Annotated in this window: 19 protein-coding genes, 1 tRNA gene and 1 pseudogene; 7 read left to right on the top strand and 14 right to left on the bottom strand. The window is 61.3% G+C overall.

Annotated elements, in window-relative coordinates; translation table 11 throughout:
• Positions 1 to 28: 28 nt before the first annotated feature.
• The 4 genes from ruvX to ACE3UG_RS07910 form a co-directional block, all read right to left on the bottom strand.
• The gene (gene ruvX / locus ACE3UG_RS07925; protein WP_374621998.1) at positions 29 to 457 is read right to left on the bottom strand and encodes a Holliday junction resolvase RuvX; all 429 of its coding nucleotides are present in this window, start codon (positions 455 to 457) and stop codon (positions 29 to 31) included.
• Complete coding sequence (locus tag ACE3UG_RS07920) at positions 454 to 1023, bottom strand: YqgE/AlgH family protein (protein WP_374621996.1); 570 nt, start codon at positions 1021 to 1023, stop codon at positions 454 to 456. Before ACE3UG_RS07920 ends, ruvX begins: the two co-directional genes overlap by 4 nt.
• 177 nt (positions 1024 to 1200) lie before the next feature.
• Positions 1201 to 2586, bottom strand: a complete 1386-nt coding sequence (locus ACE3UG_RS07915) for a hypothetical protein (protein ID WP_374621994.1) — start codon at positions 2584 to 2586, stop codon at positions 1201 to 1203.
• Positions 2587 to 2775: 189 nt separating this feature from the next.
• Positions 2776 to 2946, bottom strand: coding sequence for a rubredoxin (locus ACE3UG_RS07910; RefSeq protein WP_006400971.1), 171 nt, complete (start codon positions 2944 to 2946; stop codon positions 2776 to 2778).
• 216 nt (positions 2947 to 3162) lie between these two features.
• Between ACE3UG_RS07910 and ACE3UG_RS07905 the strand changes: the two genes are divergently transcribed.
• Entirely contained in the window at positions 3163 to 3999 is an 837-nt protein-coding gene (locus ACE3UG_RS07905; protein WP_374621982.1) for a hydroxymethylpyrimidine/phosphomethylpyrimidine kinase, read from the top strand.
• 93 nt (positions 4000 to 4092) lie between these two features.
• Here the strand turns inward: ACE3UG_RS07905 and ACE3UG_RS07900 are convergent, their stop codons facing one another.
• From ACE3UG_RS07900 to recA, 8 genes are all read right to left on the bottom strand, one after another.
• Complete coding sequence (locus tag ACE3UG_RS07900) at positions 4093 to 5925, bottom strand: Wzy polymerase domain-containing protein (protein WP_374621981.1); 1833 nt, start codon at positions 5923 to 5925, stop codon at positions 4093 to 4095.
• 215 nt (positions 5926 to 6140) lie between these two features.
• The gene (locus ACE3UG_RS07895) at positions 6141 to 6665 is read right to left on the bottom strand and encodes a pilin (RefSeq protein ID WP_374621978.1); all 525 of its coding nucleotides are present in this window, start codon (positions 6663 to 6665) and stop codon (positions 6141 to 6143) included.
• A gap of 229 nt (positions 6666 to 6894) precedes the next feature.
• Complete coding sequence (locus ACE3UG_RS07890; protein ID WP_374621975.1) at positions 6895 to 7623, bottom strand: TerC family protein; 729 nt, start codon at positions 7621 to 7623, stop codon at positions 6895 to 6897.
• Between the two features lie 155 nt (positions 7624 to 7778).
• Positions 7779 to 8660 (bottom strand): succinate--CoA ligase subunit alpha, encoded by an 882-nt coding sequence (sucD, locus tag ACE3UG_RS07885; protein ID WP_374621972.1) that lies wholly within the window; start codon positions 8658 to 8660, stop codon positions 7779 to 7781.
• Positions 8661 to 8742: 82 nt separating this feature from the next.
• The gene (sucC, locus tag ACE3UG_RS07880) at positions 8743 to 9909 is read right to left on the bottom strand and encodes an ADP-forming succinate--CoA ligase subunit beta (protein ID WP_374621969.1); all 1167 of its coding nucleotides are present in this window, start codon (positions 9907 to 9909) and stop codon (positions 8743 to 8745) included.
• Entirely contained in the window at positions 9906 to 10592 is a 687-nt protein-coding gene (locus ACE3UG_RS07875; RefSeq protein ID WP_374621967.1) for a DUF2889 domain-containing protein, read from the bottom strand. Before ACE3UG_RS07875 ends, sucC begins: the two co-directional genes overlap by 4 nt.
• A gap of 309 nt (positions 10593 to 10901) precedes the next feature.
• Positions 10902 to 11447 carry a recombination regulator RecX gene (gene recX / locus ACE3UG_RS07870; protein WP_374621964.1) on the bottom strand — a complete coding sequence of 182 codons (546 nt, stop codon included), beginning with the start codon at positions 11445 to 11447 and terminating at the stop codon, positions 10902 to 10904.
• Positions 11448 to 11544: 97 nt separating this feature from the next.
• Positions 11545 to 12609 (bottom strand): recombinase RecA, encoded by a 1065-nt coding sequence (gene recA / locus ACE3UG_RS07865; RefSeq protein ID WP_374621961.1) that lies wholly within the window; start codon positions 12607 to 12609, stop codon positions 11545 to 11547.
• A gap of 202 nt (positions 12610 to 12811) precedes the next feature.
• Here recA and ACE3UG_RS07860 point away from each other — a divergent pair, with 202 nt between their 5' ends.
• From ACE3UG_RS07860 to ACE3UG_RS07835, 6 genes are all read left to right on the top strand, one after another.
• Positions 12812 to 13501: a response regulator gene (locus tag ACE3UG_RS07860; protein WP_374621959.1), complete on the top strand. Its 690-nt coding sequence runs from the start codon at positions 12812 to 12814 to the stop codon at positions 13499 to 13501.
• A 68-nt stretch (positions 13502 to 13569) separates the two neighbouring features.
• Positions 13570 to 15264, top strand: a complete 1695-nt coding sequence (locus ACE3UG_RS07855; RefSeq protein ID WP_374621956.1) for a sensor histidine kinase — start codon at positions 13570 to 13572, stop codon at positions 15262 to 15264.
• 171 nt (positions 15265 to 15435) lie between these two features.
• Positions 15436 to 17094 carry an MFS transporter gene (locus ACE3UG_RS07850; protein ID WP_374621953.1) on the top strand — a complete coding sequence of 553 codons (1659 nt, stop codon included), beginning with the start codon at positions 15436 to 15438 and terminating at the stop codon, positions 17092 to 17094.
• Between the two features lie 177 nt (positions 17095 to 17271).
• Positions 17272 to 17348, top strand: a tRNA-Met gene (locus ACE3UG_RS07845).
• A gap of 145 nt (positions 17349 to 17493) precedes the next feature.
• On the top strand, positions 17494 to 18231 hold the full coding sequence (locus tag ACE3UG_RS07840; protein ID WP_374621951.1) for an MFS transporter: 738 nt from the start codon (positions 17494 to 17496) through the stop codon (positions 18229 to 18231).
• On the top strand, positions 18231 to 18722 hold the full coding sequence (locus ACE3UG_RS07835; protein ID WP_374621948.1) for a hypothetical protein: 492 nt from the start codon (positions 18231 to 18233) through the stop codon (positions 18720 to 18722). The genes ACE3UG_RS07840 and ACE3UG_RS07835 overlap by 1 nt, the downstream gene beginning before the upstream one ends.
• A 159-nt stretch (positions 18723 to 18881) precedes the next feature.
• Here ACE3UG_RS07835 and ACE3UG_RS07830 read toward each other — a convergent pair.
• Together ACE3UG_RS07830 and ACE3UG_RS07825 are read right to left on the bottom strand one after the other, a co-directional pair.
• Positions 18882 to 19154: pseudogene (locus ACE3UG_RS07830) on the bottom strand (tyrosine-type recombinase/integrase); the annotation flags it as partial.
• Positions 19155 to 19293: 139 nt separating this feature from the next.
• Positions 19294 to 20892 carry a bifunctional aspartate transaminase/aspartate 4-decarboxylase gene (locus ACE3UG_RS07825; protein WP_374621945.1) on the bottom strand — a complete coding sequence of 533 codons (1599 nt, stop codon included), beginning with the start codon at positions 20890 to 20892 and terminating at the stop codon, positions 19294 to 19296.
• Positions 20893 to 20912: the final 20 nt, after the last annotated feature.

The following is a 20912-nucleotide window of genomic DNA, read 5'->3' as shown; positions in this document are numbered from 1 at the left end:
TGTAGCAGGCGTAGTGCCGGTCAGAATGTCAGACAGGAACATGCTCGTCGAAGTATTGCTGGAGGATGATGCGAGCCGCCTCGGCGTCGAGCGATACCTTCTGAGACACCTTGACACCCGCCTCGGCCAGCGCCGCTGCGGCGGCGACCGACGAGTAGCGCTCGTCGACCCACACGACCGGTACGTTGAATCGTCCGTTGAGTTGATTGCCAAAGCGCTTGGCCTGCTGGGTCATCTCGTGCGGCGTGCCGTCGGGATGACACGGCAGGCCGACAACGAGGAGTTCGGGTTGCCACTCGGCGATGAGCTTGCCGGTCTCGGCGAACCGGACTTCGCGATTGAGATTGGCCACGACCGTCAGTGCGCTGGCTTCGCGCAACATCAGATTGCCGATCGCAACGCCGATACGGCGCTCGCCGTAATCGAAGGCAAGGACCGTGGCACTGCCAGCCGTCATGCGTGACCCGCGTCGGCGGACAGCATCGACGACGTTACGCCCAACAGCGCCAGCGCAGCGTCGAAGCGCTCGGCCGGCGGTACATCGAACACGATGCCCGGGTTGGCCGCCACTGTCAGCCAGCCATTGCGGCCAATCTCCTCTTCCAGTTGCCCCGCGCTCCAGCCCGAGTGCCCCAGTGTGAGCAGGAATCGATTCGGCCCTTGGCCATTGGCCACGGCTTCGAGCACGTCCTTCGATGTGGTCATCTCAAGGCCGCCCGGCACCGACAGCGATGAACTATAGGCCGTGCCGGTCGCCTCGTGCAGCACGAAGCCACGCTCGGTCTGCACCGGACCGCCGAAGAACACCGGCTGATGCGCCAGGGGATCGATTTCCAGCTTGAGATCCAGCCGCTCGAAGAGCGACTGCAAATCAATGTCGGTCGGACGATTGATGACCAGCCCGATCGCGCCTTTTTCACTGTGCTCGCACAAGTACACGACGGTGCCGGAAAACGTCGGATCGGCCATGCCGGGCATGGCAATGAGGAATTGATTCGTGAGATTGATACGGTCGTTCGGCATAGGGCCAAAGTTTATCGGAACCTGTTTGACGGACTGCCGCCCGGTGTTGCGCTCCGCAGCGATTGCTTCAGCACCCGGTGAGTGCGAGGCACGGGCCTACGGCCGGTCGGCGGACCCACTATTTCCGCATCGGGGTACGGCCATCGGCTGCCATTGGCAGCCTTTGCGCCGACTTTATCACGGAACGTCGCGCCCGGTGACGAGCCGCTGCCCGAACACGCTGGCGTCCAGCGCGCGCTCACGCCACATCGCCATCTCCGCGATCAGATCGGGGCGCGGCTCGGGGTACGCATCGGCAGCAAACTGATGAAGCATGCCACGCAATGCCCTGACCGTCATCGCCAACGCCGCCGGGCCGCCCGGCGCTGCCGGCGGCGAAACTGCCAGCCGCTCGCCGGTCGCCGCCACCGCCGCCGCGAGCCGCGCGACCGGCGCCAGTCCGATCGCTGCGGCGTATTGCGCGACCGTCGCCGCCACCGCCGGATCGTTCAGATTCGGAAGTGCGTCGTCCGCAAGACTCAGAAACGTCTGGCAAATGTCCTGCCGCACGGCCAACGGCCCAATGCGCAGCCAGTCGCGCGAACTGGTTCCGGCGCCCTGCTTTTGCGCCGTCTCGGCGGCATCGGCAAGCGGCTCGGGGAGATGGCCCGGATGACGCAACACGCCGAAATCGGTCAATAGCGCGCTCAGCCAGCGGTCCGGCGCTTGCTCATGCCACGTGGCAAGTGCCTCGAGCAGATCGTGACCGGGAATGGCCTCGACGGCGCTCTTTCCGCTCGTACCCGGCGCCACAGACGCGGGCGCCTCCTGGTAATCGCGCGGTCCCGCAGGTCGGGTCAGTTGCCTGCGCAAGGCCAAATTCATCCGCCCAATCTGGCGTTTGTCGGCCAGACTCAGCGGGGCGCGGGCAAACCTCAGCCACGCGGCCGCCAGACGCCAATAATCAAGAGGCGCCGTCGCACCGGCCCGATGCAGATCGGCCGCCAGATCGGCCAATTGCGCCAACGCAGCCGTGGTATCCGCTATCTCAGTATCGGAACGAAGCAGACGCAACAGGACGCGCTCAACGTCCGCACGCAACGGTGCCGTCCCCGCGGGGAGGCCGTCCAGGCGTGGGATCGCGATCACCCAGCCCGCCATACGAAGTTCGCCCGGTGACGGCGCGCCGGGCCAGTTCTCGACAACGGCGGGGGCGGGAGCGTCAGCAGTGTTTGGCCCGGCCGTCGGCGCGGCCCCGGCCTGCCAGATGTCGCGCTCGAACTGACGCAGGGCGTTGCGCTCGACGTCGTGGCTGCCGGCCTGTCCATAGGCCGCTTCGGCAATCGCCTGCACGAGACGCTCGCCATGCAATGCCCAATCGGCGTGGCCGCTCGCCTGCAACAGACGGTTGGCCCGTCGCAACGGCCCGAGCGCCCCCGCCGGACCGCTCGACCACGCGTCAGACGCGTCGGTGAGCGCTTGCGCCACGTCTGGCAAACGCCACAAAGGGGAGTCGCGCGTCTCGCGTGCGGGCGTTCCGGGGGTGTTGATGGTGGTGTCGGAAGGCATTTTCGGCGTCACCATAGGCCCTCTCCTGGCCGTGCGGCCGGTCTTCGTGAATTCGGGCGGGAAGTCCGCGTCACCGTCCAAGCCAATGTCTGGGCAGTTTGTCGAGCGCCGCGGCATGCAGATGCCACAACGGCCATTGCACACATCGGAGAACGCACCGGACGGTCGAGCGTCTCGGGAAACGGGCGGCCGCGCCGCCCGTCTTCAGATCTGGACCATTTCGAAATCTTCCTTGCGCGCACCGCACTCGGGGCAGGTCCAGTTGATGGGCACGTCTTCCCAACGTGTGCCGGGTGCGATGCCCTCGTCGGGCAAACCGGCCTCTTCGTCGTAAATCCAACCGCAAATAAGGCACATCCAGCTCTTGTATTCCATTCTTTCTTCAGCGACGAGCGTTCCGTTACAATGGCTTGTCAACCGCTTCGGGCACGACCGGCAGAGATGTCGGACGGTGTTGTGGGAACCTGCCGGCGCATTCACTGTCCGGCGGGCGCTGCCCACGGCGCTTTTCAGCGCTCCGAAACGGGCATTTAAGGCGTGATGGTACCAACGAACCCAAGGCCTGACCAGATCGCCGTCTATCCTGCCTCCATGCACACTGAATCCCCTCCCATTCTCCTGACCTTCGGACTCTCCGATCCTACTTCGGCAACGGGCGTTCAGGCCGACCTGCTCACCTTCGCGAGCATGGGCGGCTACGGCGTATCGGTACTAACTGGCTACTCCTCTCAAGACTCGCGCACCTGCAATGACGTGCAACCGATCGATCCGGACTGGATCGTCGATCAGGCACGCATGCTGCTCGAAGACATGCCCGTCGCGGCGTTCAAGATCGGGAGCGCCGTCAACGCAGAGAACGTCGCGGCCATTGCCGAGATCGTGGCTGACTACGACGAGACCCCCCTCGTGGTCGCCCCTGACTTCGGACTGGCGGGAGAGCATCTGCTCTCGGCCGACGAGTTACGCGAGGCCACGGCCAGCTTGCTCGTGCCGCAGGCCAGTGTGCTGGTCGTGAGTCCGGCCAATGCCGTCGCGCTGGCGCAGACGGTCGCGGAGAACGAGAATCTTTCACTCGACGACGCGGTCGCCATTCTGCTGGAGAACGGCTGCGAATTCATCCTGGTGAGTGACAACAGCACTCCGCAATTCACCCATACGCTCTACGCCGATGGCGGTGTTGTCCGCGAAGATGCCTGGGACCGCCCTCCCCACAACGTCGCAGGTGCCATCGACACGCTGGCGGCGGCCGTCACCGCGATGCTTGCCAACGGCCTCGCCGTGCCGGAGGCCGTGCGTGAGGCACAGGAGTATCTGCAGCAGGTCCTGGAGAACGCATTCCGCCCAGGCATGGGGCGCCATTTCCCCGACCGGTTCTTCTGGGCTCGCAGCGAAGACACGGATCAAGAGGCCGACGCCCCGGAAGCCTGAACCTTCGATGGGAAAGACCGCAAAGCGCACAAGTCCCGCGAAGCTTGCGGGCGTTGTGCTTGCATGACACCGGCCGGCGACGCGTTCGGGGCGTTACGCGTGCGAAGCCCGTGAAGCCCGTGAAACGCGCGAAGCCCGTGAAGGTGTCGTCCCTTGCGGCGCGGCCATCGCTTCGTCGTCTGCCGCGTCCTTTGGCCGTCCCCACGCTTCGATGACTCGACTGACGAATGGCTTCAGCGCGTCGCCCTGTGCATGCAGCATACGAACGAGCGCGGCATACTGCCCTTCGAAAATCGCCGAGTTGTAGTTCTTCAAACGCCGAATATCCTGAAGCGCTTCGTCGTCGCGCCCTGCGAGGGCCAGCAGCACGATGTAACGCTTGATCATGGTCGGCCCCGCCCCCAGCGCCAGCGCTTCGCGATGGGCCGCCAGCTTCTCGTCCAACTGATCTCGATTCAGGAACAGCGCCCCTGTGACGGCGTAGTCGCCGTACGGTGTAAAGAAGAGCGCCGGGTCGGTGCGATATGTCTCGATCTTGCCCGCGCGATACGCCACTTCGACACGCTGATAGTCGTGATAAAGCCAGGGAATCGCCACGCACGCAAACAGCACGATCACACCATTGATGGCACCGGCCGCAGCCGGTGGCACGCTGTCGATCGACTTCGTCTCGCAAAACCCCAGCAGGAACAGTGCGGGCAGCAGGAAGAATGCGTAGTGCTGTGGGTATTCCAGCATGGCGTGCACGGCAAGCATGCCGAGCAGAACGAAGGCGAGCGCAACAGACGCTGTCTTGATGCCGCGCACCGCGCGCGCGAACCAGAACGCCAATGGCAAGAGCACCGCCAATGCGCCAACGATGCCGGTCTTCGCCAGCAGATCGAGCAACACGTTATGGGCGTTGTCGGCCATCTCGACAGGGCCAAGCTTGTCGACCAGCGCAAATTGCGCGTCGATGTAGTTCGACCAGCCCGCCCCCAACAACCAATGCTCGCGGAAGATCGCCAGACCGTATTCCCACAAGTTCAGGCGCCCCGCGACCTGGCCGGCCTGCTGCATGCGGGCCACGGCGCTGCCGTCGAGCTGCAATCCCCACGCTGCGTTCGCCCAGCCGACGGCCATCGTCATCAGCGCAAGCAGGGGGAGGATCGCCATCGGGACGAACCAACGGGTCGAGCGGCGCATATTGCGCATCCCCTCGGCACGCGCCACCCACACGAGCCACACCCCGAACGCCGACAACAGCGCGAGTTGCAGCCATGGGGTCCGCGAGCCGGTCAGACAGATACCGACGTCGAGCGCCGCGCACACGACAAACCAGAGCCAGGCGGGCAACTTGCGCAGATACCAGAGGTAGAACGCGCCCGCACTGGCGAGCGACAAATACGTGGCCAGATGATTCGGCTGATACATATTGCCGAAGAGACGCCGCGCGACGGTCACCGTGTACTTGGCGACCAGCCAAGGCACATGGGCTTCCAGATGAAACGCTTGCACGACTTGCGCGCCCACCGAGTAGAGCCCGCCCAGGGTGAGCGCCACGGCACTCCAACGCATGAGCACATCGCGCCAACCCAATTGGGCCAGCCAGAACCCCGCGTTCGCCGCCACGATCATCGCCACGCCGTAGAGCAGCGCCGTCATCATCAGTTGCGGCAGCTCGGTCGGCATCGTGGCGCGCTGCACGAGGATAACCGCCACAAAGGCAAGTGGCATCCATGTGATACGAGGCATGCGCAGTGCGCGCGCGTCGCGTTGCCACACAGCGATCATCGCCAGCGCACCGAGTAACGCGAAAAGCGAAAACGTCAACGCTTCCGAATAGAAGGTGGAGATCGGATAAGTGTGCCTGACGAGGTTATAGGGCAAGGCCCAGATCAGGGCCAGCGTCAGCCCGATCGTCGAGAGAAGCAGAGGAGGAAACAAGATCGCCGCCGTGCAATGCACCCGTTGGAAGATGCGCAAGCATAACGAAAAATGGCCGCCCGAGGGCAGCCATTTCACGCCCTACGCACGTGAATTTTTCATCGATAAATCCGCAATCGCAGCGGGCCGTGTGGGGCGTTGCCTGACATCGCCTTGCACCTTATGCCTTCGCCTCATGCGCCAGCCCCGCCGCGCCCCTGAACTCGGACTCGGACTCAGCGGCGCTTGTCGCCCGCGGCAGCGCCACGGCATTCCGGCGGTGCCAGCTTACCCAGCAACGTCGCACCGCTGGGGGCCCCTTCGCGGCCCTGCGCGTAACACGTCCAGACAATCTGTCCTGGGGGGGCCTTGCCGACCACGAGCGCCTTGGGCGTGCCGTCGCTGTCGGCGCTCGTCGGCACCAGCACGATCGCACCGTCACCCGCGCGTTGCGTGTAGGCGACCGTCACATTGCCGCTCGTCGGGTCGATATTCACGGCGCTCACGTTGTCGGTCGCACTCGGCGCCTGCCAGCCGCTGTTCAACGGCGCCCCGTGCATGGCGTTCTCGCTCACGAGTACCTTCGCCGACGCCGCAGCACCCAGCCCCTCGACAACGCGTGCACGCACCAGATAATTCTGCAGATAGGGAACCCCTGCCGTGACCAGCACGCCGATGATCGCCAACACGATCATCAGTTCGATCAGGGTGAAACCCCGGGACTTGGCGATACCGGTGGTCCGGTGGCCGAAACGACGCATTGTGTAACTCCCTGCAAAAGCAATGAAAACAAAAGGGACATAGGGGAAGTGGGCGGAGTATGCCACACCCCCATCCGTCGGTGCCCTGCCACAGATCAAAATCGGGTGGCGCCGTTTGGGTAAGGAGAATCGTCTCGGTCCACGACAAGACGATTCGTCCGATTGGGAAGCAATCTCCCCCTGAAGGCCCCCACCGTACCGAGAACGACGGTCCTGGCAATGGACTCGATTATTCCGCAGAGGTTGCACGCGCTTGACGTGCGTCGGCGCGACGCTTGAGCACGAGGCCGACCACCACGACCAGCAGCGCGCCGATCGCAGACGCCACGTAGTTCGTGTATTGGGCCGCCGCGCCCGGCAGGTGCAGCAGGCCACCGATACCCGGGTCCGAGACGATCAACCCGCCCGCGATCCAACCGAGCAGGGCCGCGCCGGCCATGACAATGAATGGGAACCGGTCGAGGGCCTTGAGCACCAATTGCGAGCCCCAGACGATCAGTGGAATGCTCACGAGCAGACCGAAGATCACGAGCGGCAACCGATGGTGTTCAGACGCACTTTCCGCCGCGCCGGCAATGGCAATCACGTTGTCGATGCTCATCACCAGATCGGCGACGATGATCGTCTTGACTGCGGCCCAGAGCTTGTCGGCGGGTTTTACGCTGTCGTGTGCATCATGCTCGGGCACCAACAGCTTGATACCGATCCAGAGCAGCAGCAGCCCCCCCAGCGCCTTGAGGTAGGGCACGGCGAGCAGTGTCACGGCGAAAGCGATCAGGATCACGCGCAGCACGATTGCCCCGACCGTGCCCCACAAGACACCCTGCAAACGTTGCTTGGCCGGCAAGTTTCGGCAGGCGAGCGCAATCACCACGGCATTGTCGCCACCCAGCAGGATATCGATCATGATGATCTGCAGGACCGCGGTCCAGTTCAGCTCGGCAAAAAACGCAAGCATGGCGGAAATATCCTTGGGAACGAATGAAACGAATGAAACGAATGACGTTGCACAAGCCATAGCAAAAAAGGGAGCCCGATGCTCCGGGCTCCCTTTTCATGACCTCGCTCGCATCCGCCGTTACCGGCGGATGCAACACGGCCGTCCGGCGGGAATTACAGTACCGACTTGAGCAGGCGGCCCATTTCCGACGGGTTCTTGGTCACCTTGATACCGCAGGCGTCCATGATTTCGAGCTTGGCTTCCGCCGTATCGGCACCGCCCGAGATCAGCGCGCCGGCGTGGCCCATGCGCTTGCCCGGGGGCGCCGTCACGCCCGCGATGAAGCCGACGACCGGCTTCTTCATGTTGCCCTTGATCCATTCGGCAGCCGTCGCTTCGTCCGGACCGCCGATTTCACCGATCATGATCACGGCGTCCGTATCCGGATCGTCGTTGAACATCTGCATGACATCGATGTGCTTCAGACCGTTGATCGGGTCGCCGCCGATACCCACGGCGGTCGATTGGCCCAGACCCAGTGCGGTCAACTGGCCCACGGCTTCATACGTCAGGGTACCCGAGCGCGACACCACGCCGATGCGACCCTTCTTGTGGATGTGACCCGGCATGATGCCGATCTTCAGTTCGTCCGGCGTGATCACGCCCGGGCAGTTCGGGCCGAGCAGCAGGGTCTTGCGACCTTCGCGACGCATACGGTCCTTCACTTCGATCATGTCACGAACGGGAATGCCTTCCGTGATACAGATCGCCAGATCCAGGTCGGCTTCAACGGCTTCCCAGATCGCAGCAGCAGCGCCTGCGGGCGGCACGTAGATCACCGACACGGTGGCGCCGGTCTGCGCCTTGGCGTCCTTGACCGAACCGAAAATGGGGATGCCCTCGAAGTCTTCGCCAGCCTTCTTCGGGTTCACGCCCGCAACGAACGCGTTCTTGCCGTTCGCGTATTCGCGGCACATGCGGGTATGGAACTGGCCGGTCTTGCCAGTGATACCTTGGGTGATGACCTTGGTGTCTTTGTTGATCAGAATCGACATTGCTTGATTTCCTTCATCCGGTTGCCGGGCAGCGTTCGCACACCCTCGGGGCGGCGCGCCGCTGCGTTTTCGACTGTTCTGGTTACTTGCCTGCGGCAGCCGCGACAACCTTCTGGGCAGCCTCTTCCATGCTGTCTGCAGAGATGATCGGCAGGCCGGACTCGGCGAGCATCTTCTTGCCCAGGTCCTCGTTCGTGCCCTTCATGCGCACGACCAGCGGCACCTTCAGCGAGACGGCCTTCGAGGCTGCGATCACGCCTTCGGCGATCACGTCGCAACGCATGATGCCACCGAAGATGTTGACCAGAATGGCGGTCAGGTTCGGGTTCTTCAGCATGATCTTGAACGCTTCGGTGACCTTCTCGGTCGTGGCGCCACCGCCCACGTCCAGGAAGTTCGCCGGCTCGCCGCCGAACAGCTTGATGGTGTCCATCGTGGCCATGGCCAGACCGGCGCCGTTCACCAGACAGCCGATATTGCCGTCGAGCGAGATGTAGGCCAGATCGAACTTCGAGGCTTCGACTTCAGCCGGATCTTCTTCGTCCAGGTCGCGGTACGCGACGATTTCCGGGTGACGGAACAGGGCGTTCGAATCGAAGTTGAACTTGGCGTCCAGGGCGGTGACCGTGCCGTTGCTGCTCACGTTCAGCGGGTTGATTTCGGCCAGCGATGCGTCCGTTTCCCAGAAGGCCTTGTACAGACCTTGCAGGATCGTGCGGGCTTGCGAGATCGAAGCGTCGGGGATGCCGATCTTCTTGGCCAGATCGTCGGCTTGCGCGTCGGTCAGACCGACGGACGGCTCAACGATGACCTTGTGGATCAGTTCCGGGTGCTTTTCGGCGACTTCTTCGATGTCCATGCCGCCTTCGCTCGAACCCATCAGCACGATCTTCTGCGAGACGCGGTCGACCACGAGGCTGACGTACAGTTCGTTCTTGATGTCGGCGCCTTCTTCGATCAGCAGGCGATTGACCTTCTGACCTTCCGGACCGGTCTGGTGCGTGATCAGTTGCATGCCGAGGATCTGGCTGGCGTATTCGCGCACTTGCTCGATCGACTTGGCAACCTTCACGCCGCCGCCCTTACCGCGACCGCCTGCGTGAATCTGGGCCTTGACCACCCAAACCGGACCGCCGAGTTCTTCGGCTGCCTTCACGGCCTCGTCCACGGAAAACGCCGGAATGCCGCGGGGCACCGCGACTCCGAATTTCCGGAGGATTTCCTTGCCTTGATACTCATGAATCTTCATGCGTGATTCCCTTCTTGCTGAGTTGGAAGTTTGGGTTCGAGCTTGCGAGACGAGGCACCATCGCGCACCGCTTCTGTTGTGACGGGCGTCGTGGGCTCGCTCGCTCGATCGTTTGCGCGGCCGTTGAACCAGCGCGGGTAAAACCGGCGCACCGCCTCGCCATCAAACCTCAGGGCGTGACAATGTCCGAGTTGGAAAGGAGGTGCCGAAGGATCGGCATCGTTGGCGGCCTTGAGCGCCGTATCGGGGGTGTGGATGACCACACCGGCAAAGGCCTGAATCGCTGCCGTGGGCAGGACACTGCAGAGTTCTGTCAGATGCGTGCAACCCGCCGCGCCACCAAGGCGCTCGCGGACCGCGTGGCGGAAGCCGCGTCGCAGGTTAAGTCCGATCAATTGGCGATAGTCAGGACCGATCTGGTCGCAAATACCGGGATAAGGGACCCAGTCGGAGACAGCCTCGGCGTCATGCACCTCGAAGTTCTCATCGATCGTCACCCGCAGCCATAGCTCGTGAATCGGCGTGCCCTCCCTGCGAAGTCCCGTTGCCAATGGAAAATCCCGATCTTTATGATCGGTTAGACGGGCTTCGATGTCCCATAGGCCATCGTCGCGCGAAAACGCTTCGACAGCGATCGTGCGGCGGTGACGCAGGGTACGAGAGGCAGGCTCAGAGAGCGGCATGCGAGAGTGTGCAATGCATGAACGCAGAAAGGTCTTAATTCTAGCATAGGCGACGAGGGTCTCTGCCGCAGCGCAGCAGAAGCCCGTCGCATAAGGCCGAATTAACCGACTCATTGGTCGGGTTATCGCAATTCGTCAACCGAGGGCCGTATGGTGCAACGCCATATCGCGATAACCGTGGCACGACGCGTCACGCGAGATTCGGCGTTATGTCACGCCGGCATGCATGCGAGGTTGCACGCTCGCAGGGGTCAGGGCATCTCACCGGTGAATGACAACTTATTTATCAGGAAGGCGATGGAACGCACGTTATAGGTCGTCTGAAAATTCGTCGGCACCACGCACGATTTTGCTGATAACGGTACGCGAGAAACCGCGCGAGGCGAGAAAGCGCATCTGCTTGGCTCGCCCTTCGGGCGTCGAGGCGATCTCGCCAAACTTCTTCTGCCATACCGCACGGGCGCGGGTGAGTTCAGTCTCACGGAGTCGCTCCGCGAGCGCGGCAACGGTCTCGGCATCGACCTGATGCTGCCTGAGTTCTCCAACGATACGCGTCGTCCCCATGCGCGACGCGCGCCGGTTCACCACGCTTTCGGCAAACCGTTCGTTGGACAGCCAGCGCTCCTGCTCAAGGGTATCCAGTACGTGATCGAGCGCCTCAGGTTTCTCGGCGTCGGCGTACGGCACCAGCTTGCGGCGCAGTTCAGCCCGGCTGTACTCGCGGCGGGCAAGATACGAGAGTGCGCGCGCCTTGAGGCTCAGAGCGGGTTTGCGGGACGGCTTGACCGCAACCGCTTCGTCGCCGGGTTGCGGCGGCGGTGCATTCGGATCTCTGGGAAGGCGGCGAGTAATCATGACCTCATCGTGGCGAAATCAAAGCAGGGGGGCGCGGAAAGCAAAAACGGCAACGCGACGCCATCTGGCTTCACGTTGCCGCTCCGATGGCAGGGCCTCAGGCTTCGTCGCTTGCTTCGATCTCGCCGGTTTCGTTGATCGCCGTCACGCCGAGCGATGCACGCACCTTGTTCTCGATCTCGTGGGCGATGTCCGGATTTTCGCGCAGGAATTCCCGTGCGTTGTCCTTGCCCTGGCCGATCTTCTCGCCGTTATAGCTGTACCAGGCGCCCGCCTTCTCAACGACCTTGGCGTTCACGCCCAGATCGATGATTTCACCTTCGCGCGAAATCCCCTGACCGTAAAGAATGTCGAAAATCGCTTCACGGAACGGCGGCGACACCTTGTTCTTGACGACCTTGACGCGAGTCTCGTTGCCGACGACCTCGTCACCCTTCTTGATCGAGCCGATACGGCGAATGTCCAGACGCACCGACGAGTAGAACTTCAGCGCGTTACCGCCCGTTGTCGTTTCCGGGTTGCCGAACATCACACCGATCTTCATGCGAATCTGGTTGATGAAGATCACCGTGCAGTTCGTACGCTTGATGGTGCCGGTCAGCTTACGCAGCGCCTGCGACATCAGACGCGCCTGCAAGCCCGGCAGCGAATCGCCCATCTCGCCTTCGATTTCGGCCTTCGGCACAAGTGCTGCCACCGAGTCGATGACGATGAGATCGATCGACCCCGAGCGCACCAGCGCATCGGCAATTTCGAGTGCCTGTTCGCCCGTGTCCGGCTGCGAAATGAGCAGTTCCGGCACCGAGACGCCCAGCTTGTTTGCGTACCCGACATCGAGCGCATGTTCGGCATCGATGAACGCGCAGGTACCGCCGATTTTCTGCATTTCCGCCACGACTTGCAGCGTGAGGGTCGTCTTACCCGACGATTCCGGCCCGTAGATTTCGATCACGCGGCCGCGCGGCAGTCCTCCCACGCCAAGGGCGATGTCCAACCCAAGCGACCCCGTCGAGACGACCTGGATGTCCGCTTCGACCTCGCTGTCGCCCAGACGCATGATCGAGCCCTTGCCGAATTGCTTCTCGATCTGCGCGAGGGCAGCGGCGAGCGCCTTGCCTTTCTCGGCCGACAGATTGGCAGACCCTTTCTTGCTTTCTTCCATGAATCGTCCTTTGATATGATGAGCGAGACGGCTCGAGTGAGGCGTGATTGCCAGTACTGTATAAAAAACCAGTGCTCTTTGCAAGTGCCTGTTGTCAGAAAGCGCCGAAACGACAAAAAAAGCCGCGAACCACGCGCCGCAACATCACAGGAGACACACCGCTGCCGTCAGGCGACGGTGCCTACACAAGCCTATCACGCCCATGCGAATTCTCATCGCAGAGGATGACAGCATTCTGGCCGATGCCCTGATCCGCTCGCTGCGCCAGGGGGGCTACGCCGTGGATCACGTCAAGACCGGGCTCGAAGCCGATTCCGCGCTCTCCGCCCAGACGTTCGACCTGCTGATTCTCGACCTTGGTCTGCCCCGCTTGCCCGGTCACGAAGTCCTGCGTCGGTTGCGCGCGCGCAATTCCCATCTGCCGGTGCTTATCCTGACGGCGTCGGACAGCGTCGACGCCCGCGTAAAAGGTCTCGACCTCGGCGCAGACGACTACATGGCCAAGCCCTTCGCGCTGGCCGAACTCGAAGCCCGCGTGCGGGCGTTGACCCGGCGCGGTGCGGGCGGCGGCTCGACGGTCATCCGTCACGGCCCGCTCAGCTTCGATCAGGTTGGGCGCACCGCCTATATTCATGAGCAGATGCTCGACCTGTCCGCTCGCGAACTCGAGTTGCTCGAAGTGTTGCTGCTGCGCACCGGCCGGCTCGTCTCCAAGGAACAACTCGTCGACCACCTGTGCGGCTGGGGCGAAGAGGTCAGCAACAACGCCATCGAGGTCTACATGCACCGGCTGCGCAAGAAGATCGAGCCGAGCGGCGTGCGCATCGCCACGATCCGCGGGTTGGGGTATTGTCTGGAAAAGCCGGCCGCCGCTCCGGCCAACGCAGCCTGACAGCGTCGCAACCAGCGTAGTGCGTCGAGCGGCGCCCGCCGTCCCTGCCACTTTAGCCTTCCCGCCCGATGCGTCCGAGCTTTCGTCACCCTCATCGCGCCACCCCCGCAGACTCGGACGCTTCCGCTCAATCGTCCCGTTCGGCAGGCGGCGTGTCCGCAAAACGTGACGCCCCCCCACTCTCCGGCGCCGACGATCCGTTCGCCCCCTACGCCGAGCCTGACTCCGCCCCCTACGCCGATCCCTACGCCAATCCCTACGCGGATCCGTACACTGATCCGTTCGTGCGCCCCGGCTTTGGCGCGCCGCTCGAGCACGAGGCGGACCCGCCGCCTCGTTCGCTGTTCGGCGAGATCCTTGACTGGATGCTCGCGCCGCTGCTCCTGCTCTGGCCGATGAGTATTGCCGTGACGTATCTCGTCGCGAAATCGATTGCCAACGGGCCGTTCGACCGGGCGCTCGAGACCAACACTTACGTCCTTGCCCAGCAAGTTCATTCCGATCGCGGACAGGTCACACTGACGCTGCCCATGCCGGCTCGCGACCTGCTGCGCGCCGACGCGACCGATAACGTCTACTTTCAGGTACTCGGGGCGAAGGGGGAACTCGTCGGCGGTACTGCGGACCTGCCGCTGCCGCATGAAGACGACCGACCGCAGCCGGGCGTGGTCCAGTTTCGCGACGAGACCATCGGCGGCAACGACATTCGCGTAGCGTTCACCTATGTCGATTTGCCACACGTGGCGCCCCCCGGCAGCATGGCGCTCGTACAAGTTGCAGAGACGCTCGACAAGCGCAGCCAACTGGCGAACGAGATCATCAAGGGGGTGATCCTGCCGCAATTCGTGATCCTGCCGCTGGCCATCGTGCTGGTGTGGTTCGGTCTGTCGCGGGGCCTTGCTCCGCTGCATGCGCTGCAAGAACACATACGCGCCCGGCGTCCCGACGACCTGTCGCCACTCGAAGCGCGCCAGGCACCGCCGGAGATTGCGCCACTCGTGGCGTCGCTCAACGATCTGCTCGGGCGGCTTGAGCAGAACATGAAACTCCAGCAGCGGTTCATTGCGGACGCCGCTCATCAACTCAAGACACCGCTCGCAGGACTGCGCATGCAGGCCGAACTTGCCTTGCGTCAAACGTCCCCCGACGAATTGCGTCGCTCGCTCTCGCAGATTGCGGTGAGCTCGCAGCAAGCGGCACGCCTCGTCAACCAGTTGCTGGCACTGGCCCGCGCGGAGAACAGCGCCAACGATGCTTCGGCCTTCACGCCGGTCAATCTCAGCGTGCTTGCGCGTAACGCCATGCAGGACTGGTTCCAGGCGGCGTTCGCCAAACGGATCGATCTCGGCTTCGAGGAGCCGCCATTCCCGGTGCACCTGTCCGGTCAGCCGGTGATGCTGCGTGAGTTGCTCAACAACCTGATCGATAACGCGATCCGCTATACGCCATTGGGTGGCAAGGTAACGGTTCGTCTGCGGTACGAAGCGTCCGACGGCTTCGTGCATCTTGAAGTCGAAGACACGGGGCCGGGCATTCCGGCGTCGGAGCGCCCTCGGGTGTTCGAGCGCTTCTATCGCATTCTCGGCAGCGACAGCGACGGCAGCGGCCTCGGCCTCGCCATCGTGCGCGAGATCGTGCAGATCCATCGCGGCGATGTGAGCGTACTCGACCATGTCGACGCGCAGCACCCCGAAGCAACCGGCACGCTCATTCGGGTGACACTCCCCCTCGCAGACACCCCTATCGAAAACCCGCATGCATGACAAAAACACGCTAAATACGTGCCATTTCGGGTCAAAGTCGAGGGTAAGCCCCTAGCAGCGTAAGCTTCGAGTCAGTTTGGCGTCAGACGGCGGTAAGGTTGTCCTCCAATAATCAGTTGTAGCGGCCCGGGCACGTCCCAGGGGCGTGCTTACATTACAGGAGACAACCGCATGGCTACTACAACGACAGCCACCTCCCATGCGCCGATGACTGCCGAAGAAAGGAAGGTTATCTTCGCGTCGTCGCTGGGCACGGTGTTCGAGTGGTACGACTTCTACCTGGCCGGGTCGCTGGCCGTTTTCATCAGCAGGCACTTCTTCTCGGGCATCAACCCGACGGCGGCTTTCATTTTCACGTTGTTGTCGTTCGCGGCGGGTTTTGCGGTACGTCCGTTCGGTGCCATCGTGTTCGGGCGCATTGGCGACCTGGTTGGCCGCAAGTACACGTTCCTTGTGACCATCACGCTGATGGGGTTGTCGACACTGGTGGTCGGTTTGCTGCCGGGCTACGGGTCGTGGGGGATTGCTGCGCCGGTGATCTTCATCGCCATGCGCTTGCTGCAGGGTTTGGCCCTTGGCGGCGAATATGGTGGTGCCGCCACGTACGTTGCCGAGCATTCGCCGCACGGCCGTCGCGGCTTCTATACGTCGTGGATTCAGACGACGGCCACGCTCGGTCTGTTTCTCTCGCTGCTCGTGATTCTCGGCACCCGCACGGTGATTGGCGAAGAGGCGTTCGGCGACTGGGGTTGGCGCGTGCCGTTCGTACTGTCGCTGGTGCTGCTGTTGGTGTCGCTGTGGATCCGCATGCAACTGAGCGAATCGCCGGCATTCCAGCGCATGAAGGCTGAGGGCAAGGGGTCGAAGGCGCCGCTCAGGGAGTCGTTCGGTGAATGGAAGAACCTGAAGATCGTGATTCTGGCGCTGGTCGGCCTGACGGCGGGCCAGGCAGTCGTGTGGTACACGGGTCAGTTCTATGCGTTGTTCTTCATGACACAGGTCTTGAAGGTCGATGGCAACACGGCGAACATCATGATCGCGGTGGCCCTGCTCATTGGCAGTCCGTTCTTCGTGTTCTTCGGTGCGCTCTCGGACAAGATCGGACGCAAGCCGATCATCATGGGGGGCTGTCTGATCGCGGCACTGCTGTACTTCCCGATCTTCAAGGCGCTCACGCACTATGCAAACCCGGCTCTGGAAGCTGCAACTGCTCGCTCGCCGATCACGGTGATCGCCGATCCGAACGAGTGCTCGTTCCAGTTCAATCCGGTGGGCACCTCGAAGTTCACCAGTTCGTGCGACATTGCCAAGAGCTATCTGTCGCGTTCCGGTCTGAACTATCACAACGTAGCGGCACCGGCCGGCACGATGGCGACGGTGAAGATCGGCGACAAGGTGATTCAATCGGTCGACGGCAAGGCGGCGGACGCGAAGGACGCGGTCAAGGCGTTCGAGGCGAACATGTCATCCACGCTCAAGGCGGACGGCTATCCACCCAAGGCGGAGCCGGCACAGATGAACAAGCCGATGGTCGTGGTTCTGCTCACGATTCTGGTGATCTTTGTGACGATGGTATACGGCCCGATTGCCGCGATGCTGGTGGAGATGTTCCCGACGCGCATCCGCTACACGTCGATGTCGCTGCCGTATCACATTGGTAACGGATGGTTCGGTGGCTTCCTGCCGGCCACGGCCTTCGCGATCGTGGCAACCAACGGGGACATTTACTCGGGGCTGTGGTATCCAATCGTCATCGCCCTGGCGACCTTCGTGATCGGCATGCTCTTCATCAAGGAGACGAAGGACGTCGATATCTACGCCAACGACTGATGGGGTAATCGACCCGGTCGCTTGAACGGATCGACAACGCCGGGGCCTTCGGGCCTCGGCGTTGTCTTTTCTGGCACGGGCACAGGGAGGTGGTCGGGATGCGGTTGCGTTTATTTTTGCCGTTTGGAAAAAAGATATTGACAGCCCATAGGGCCCTACCTATAATCTTTCTTCTACGGCGAATTAGCTCAGTTGGTTAGAGCGACGGAATCATAATCCGCAGGTCCGGGGTTCGAGTCCCTGATTCGCCACCAAATAAAACAAAGGGTTAGCTTCGGCTAACCCTTTGTCGTTTCTGCGCACTGTCAACGAAGTGTCAACCGTCCCAAACGTCAGCGGCACTACAGACCAGTAGGCTTGCGAGCGATCTTCACCTTATAATCAAATGAAGGCCGCGCCATGGACAAGACCGAACTCATCCAATTTCGAATCGACGCTTTTACGCCGGACACTCTCCCGATGTCGCGGCTGGCGGAGTATTTGACTCAGCTCGCAGACTTGCTCGGTAGCCATGAGCACGTCCACTTCACGAGCGTCAGGAAGGGGAGCGCAATTCCCCAGGCAAAGGTCGATTATCCAGCCATACCAAAGGTGCAAGCGCGACTACAACTTGCACACTCGATTGACGCGCCGGATGACATTCGGAAGCCATTCGAGGCAATCAATCGTCTTTTGAAGGCGGACAATGCCAAGGCGACACTGAAGGCGGGGAACGTCGTCTATGTTAAATTTCCCGGCCGCGATATTCCTGACGAAAAACTCTATAGGCTGCGCGAGGCGGGTTGCCTTGACGGCATAGTCATCCGCATCGGTGGCACAGACAGGACAATCCCGGTGTGGCTGCAATCGCTCGATAACCAGACGATCTATAAGGGAATCGATACGACACCCGAGACTGCGCGAGCGCTTGTCAGCCATTACCTCGGCAAGCCGGTTCGCGTTCACGGACAGGGAGTATGGGAGCGTTCGACCGAAGGCGACTGGAGTCTGGTAAGTTTCCACATCGCGCATTTTGAAGAGCTGGATGAGACGCCAGTTGACGAGGTGTTCGCAAAGCTCGCATTACATTCGGGGAATGGATGGGCGGAGTTCGAGGACCCGCTAAAAGAACATCAAAAAATCCGGGGAAGCGATTAATGGTCGTTTTTGATGCTGGAATTCTGATCAGTCTCCTGACACCTCGCAAGACAGAGCAGCACAAGAAAGAGCGCTTGGAATTTCTTGTACGCAGTCTTCATCAAACGCGGACAAAGATCCTCATCCCGACGCCTGCGTTGTCGGAGCTTCTAGTCCACGCTCCTGAACTGGCTGACGGATTTAGTCGATCGTCCGGTTTTGAGGTCGTCCCGTTCGATCAGCGTGCTGCGATCGAATGTTCGATTAGCATTCGAGCCGCGCTGTCCTCTGGAAATAAAAAGGGAAAGCAAAACGCGGCTTGGAGCAAGGTGAAATTCGATCACCAAATCGTGGCCATTGCGCGCAGCCGTAGTGCGACCTGCATTTACTCCGACGACAAGGGGCTTCGCAACTTCGCTCGGACTATTGGCATGAGTGCCGTTTCGTCCGACCAACTTGTCGATGATCCGGCGAAAGCACAGGGGCAACTTGATCTGGAGGAAGGGGAGTAAGCTCCCGCAGAGTAGTTCTCGCATGTGAGAACCCGGTATGCCGCAATGTCCGCAGACGATTTCGTTCAGCGCATGCGTCATTTGCCCGTCTGGCAAGGCAATTCCCGCCCTCTCTATTCCCTCCCGGAACGCTGACCAGGCATATCCGAAAACCCTCTCGCCTGAGTCGCCCGCTTTATGGTGCGCCCTTAGCTCATCCTGAAGCTCATCCTGAAGCTCATCGGAAATTGGCACTGCTCGCACCTTTCCCGACTTCGTTCTTGCGAACTGAATAATCCCTGCCCCTATCTGCGATATCTGAAGCTCCTCCGCTTCACTCCAGCGCGCACCAGTCGATAGGCAGACTTTTGTAATCAAGAGCACGTGCGGATTTCGCGCTGTCGATAATGCAGCAACCAGTAGACGAATTTGTGCGCCAGTAAGATAGGTCAGTTCGTTTTCCTGAATCTTGTACTGCCGAAGCTCGCCTATCGACAGATCCGCAGTTCATTACTGACGAGATCCGCCGACGAACGGTGCGCCAGTGTCAAGGTGTGACGATGCCCGGCATCGGCACACCTTGACTGGACTCTTATTGCTGCCGGCTCTTCTGGAAGTCCTGGTAATACTCGTCGAGAACCTGGCGCGTGAACTTCCCGATGGATGCGTATTCGCGATCCGTCAGGTTCGCGAGCGACACACGCGCCGACGTATCGACGACCTCGAATCCATTGCCGGGCAAAAGCACGACGCCAGTTTCCTGCGCGAGGCGGAACAGGAAACTGGTTCCCAGGTCGCTTTTGATGAACCAGGCTTCGAATTCAGGTCCATACAATGCACCGCCCAGTTCCTGAAGATCGATCAGGGTGTAGTAGTTGACATCGTTGGGTTCGTGCGCAACCTTGACGCCCATGTTTCGGTAGAGTGTGAGATACCGCTGTCGTATCAGTTGTTTGGCGGCATTCTTGTAACGATGTTCGCGATCCATCAAGCCGTTCAATGCAAAGAGCGCCATCTGGAGCTGCTGCGGCACAGACAGGCCGGCCGTATGATTCAGCGCCACCGCCCGACTGTCCGCCACCATACGATCAATAAAACGTAGTTTTCGGGGCTCCGTCGTCAGAGAGGCATACCGCACATCAAGCTGCTTTTTTTGCTCTTCGGGCAAGGCAGCCAATGCCGCGTCGAACACATTGTCTTCGTGTAGCGCGATCGCACCAAGCCTCCATCCTGTGGCGCCGAAGAACTTGGAAAAAGAATAGACACAGAGCGTGTTGCGCGGGCACTTTGCAAAAATCGACACGAAATCATCGGCGAATGTGCCATACACGTCGTCGGTGACGATAAAGAGGTCGGGAGTACGGGTTGCAATCAGGCTGGCCAATTGGTCCAGAACCGCATCAGACAGTTTGGTCGAAGGAGGATTGCTCGGATTGACCAGGCAAAATATCTTGATGGCCGGGTCCATCAACTTGTTGATTTCTGCCTGCGGCAGTTGCCAGTTGGAATGTTCATCCATACGGATATCAACGATCTCAAGCCCATAGTCGGCGAGAACGGGAATCTCCAGATACGGCGAGAAGATCGGCGTCCCGATGGCTATCTTGTCGCCCGGTTTGATCAAACCATTTTCCCGCAGACTCTGGAAAATGTAGGTCATTGCTGCCGTCCCGCCCTCGGTGGCAAATACGGAGAAATCGCCGCTGCGCGGCACCTGCCCGAACATCTCCTGCGCGAGATACGCTTTGACGATCTCCTCGGTATGCGCAAGCATTCTCGGAGGGGTGGGGTAATTGCAACCGAGAAATGCGCTGACCATTTCAAACAGGAACGCGTCCTGATCAAGCCCGAGCTGATCCTTGACGTAGGAGATCGCCGAGCGTAAGAAACAGACACCTTCGCTTCCGGCATGGTTGCCAGCGTATGTCTCGAACCGCTGCGCGATACCCTCGTGCTCGGGCAAGCCGCCGAAACCGCTGTTCAGGTAAGAATATGACCGCTGCGCCTCCTGCATCGCAAATTCACCCAGACTGAGGAAAGCCCAACGCGGTAGCGTAGCCAGGAAATTGGGATTGCCACGTCCTGCGTTGAGCATCAATCGCTGGGCATCCGACGATGCAATTTCTATTAGCTGATCCTTGAGTTCAAACGGGCTCAGATTGGCAAACCGACTGAAATCCTGCTTTGGCATGATAGGCCTCGTATCGGTAA

The organism is Pandoraea sp. (genome assembly GCF_041919235.1).
In the GTDB taxonomy this organism is placed as follows: domain Bacteria; phylum Pseudomonadota; class Gammaproteobacteria; order Burkholderiales; family Burkholderiaceae; genus Pandoraea.
This window is presented reverse-complemented; position numbering and strand designations above follow the sequence as displayed.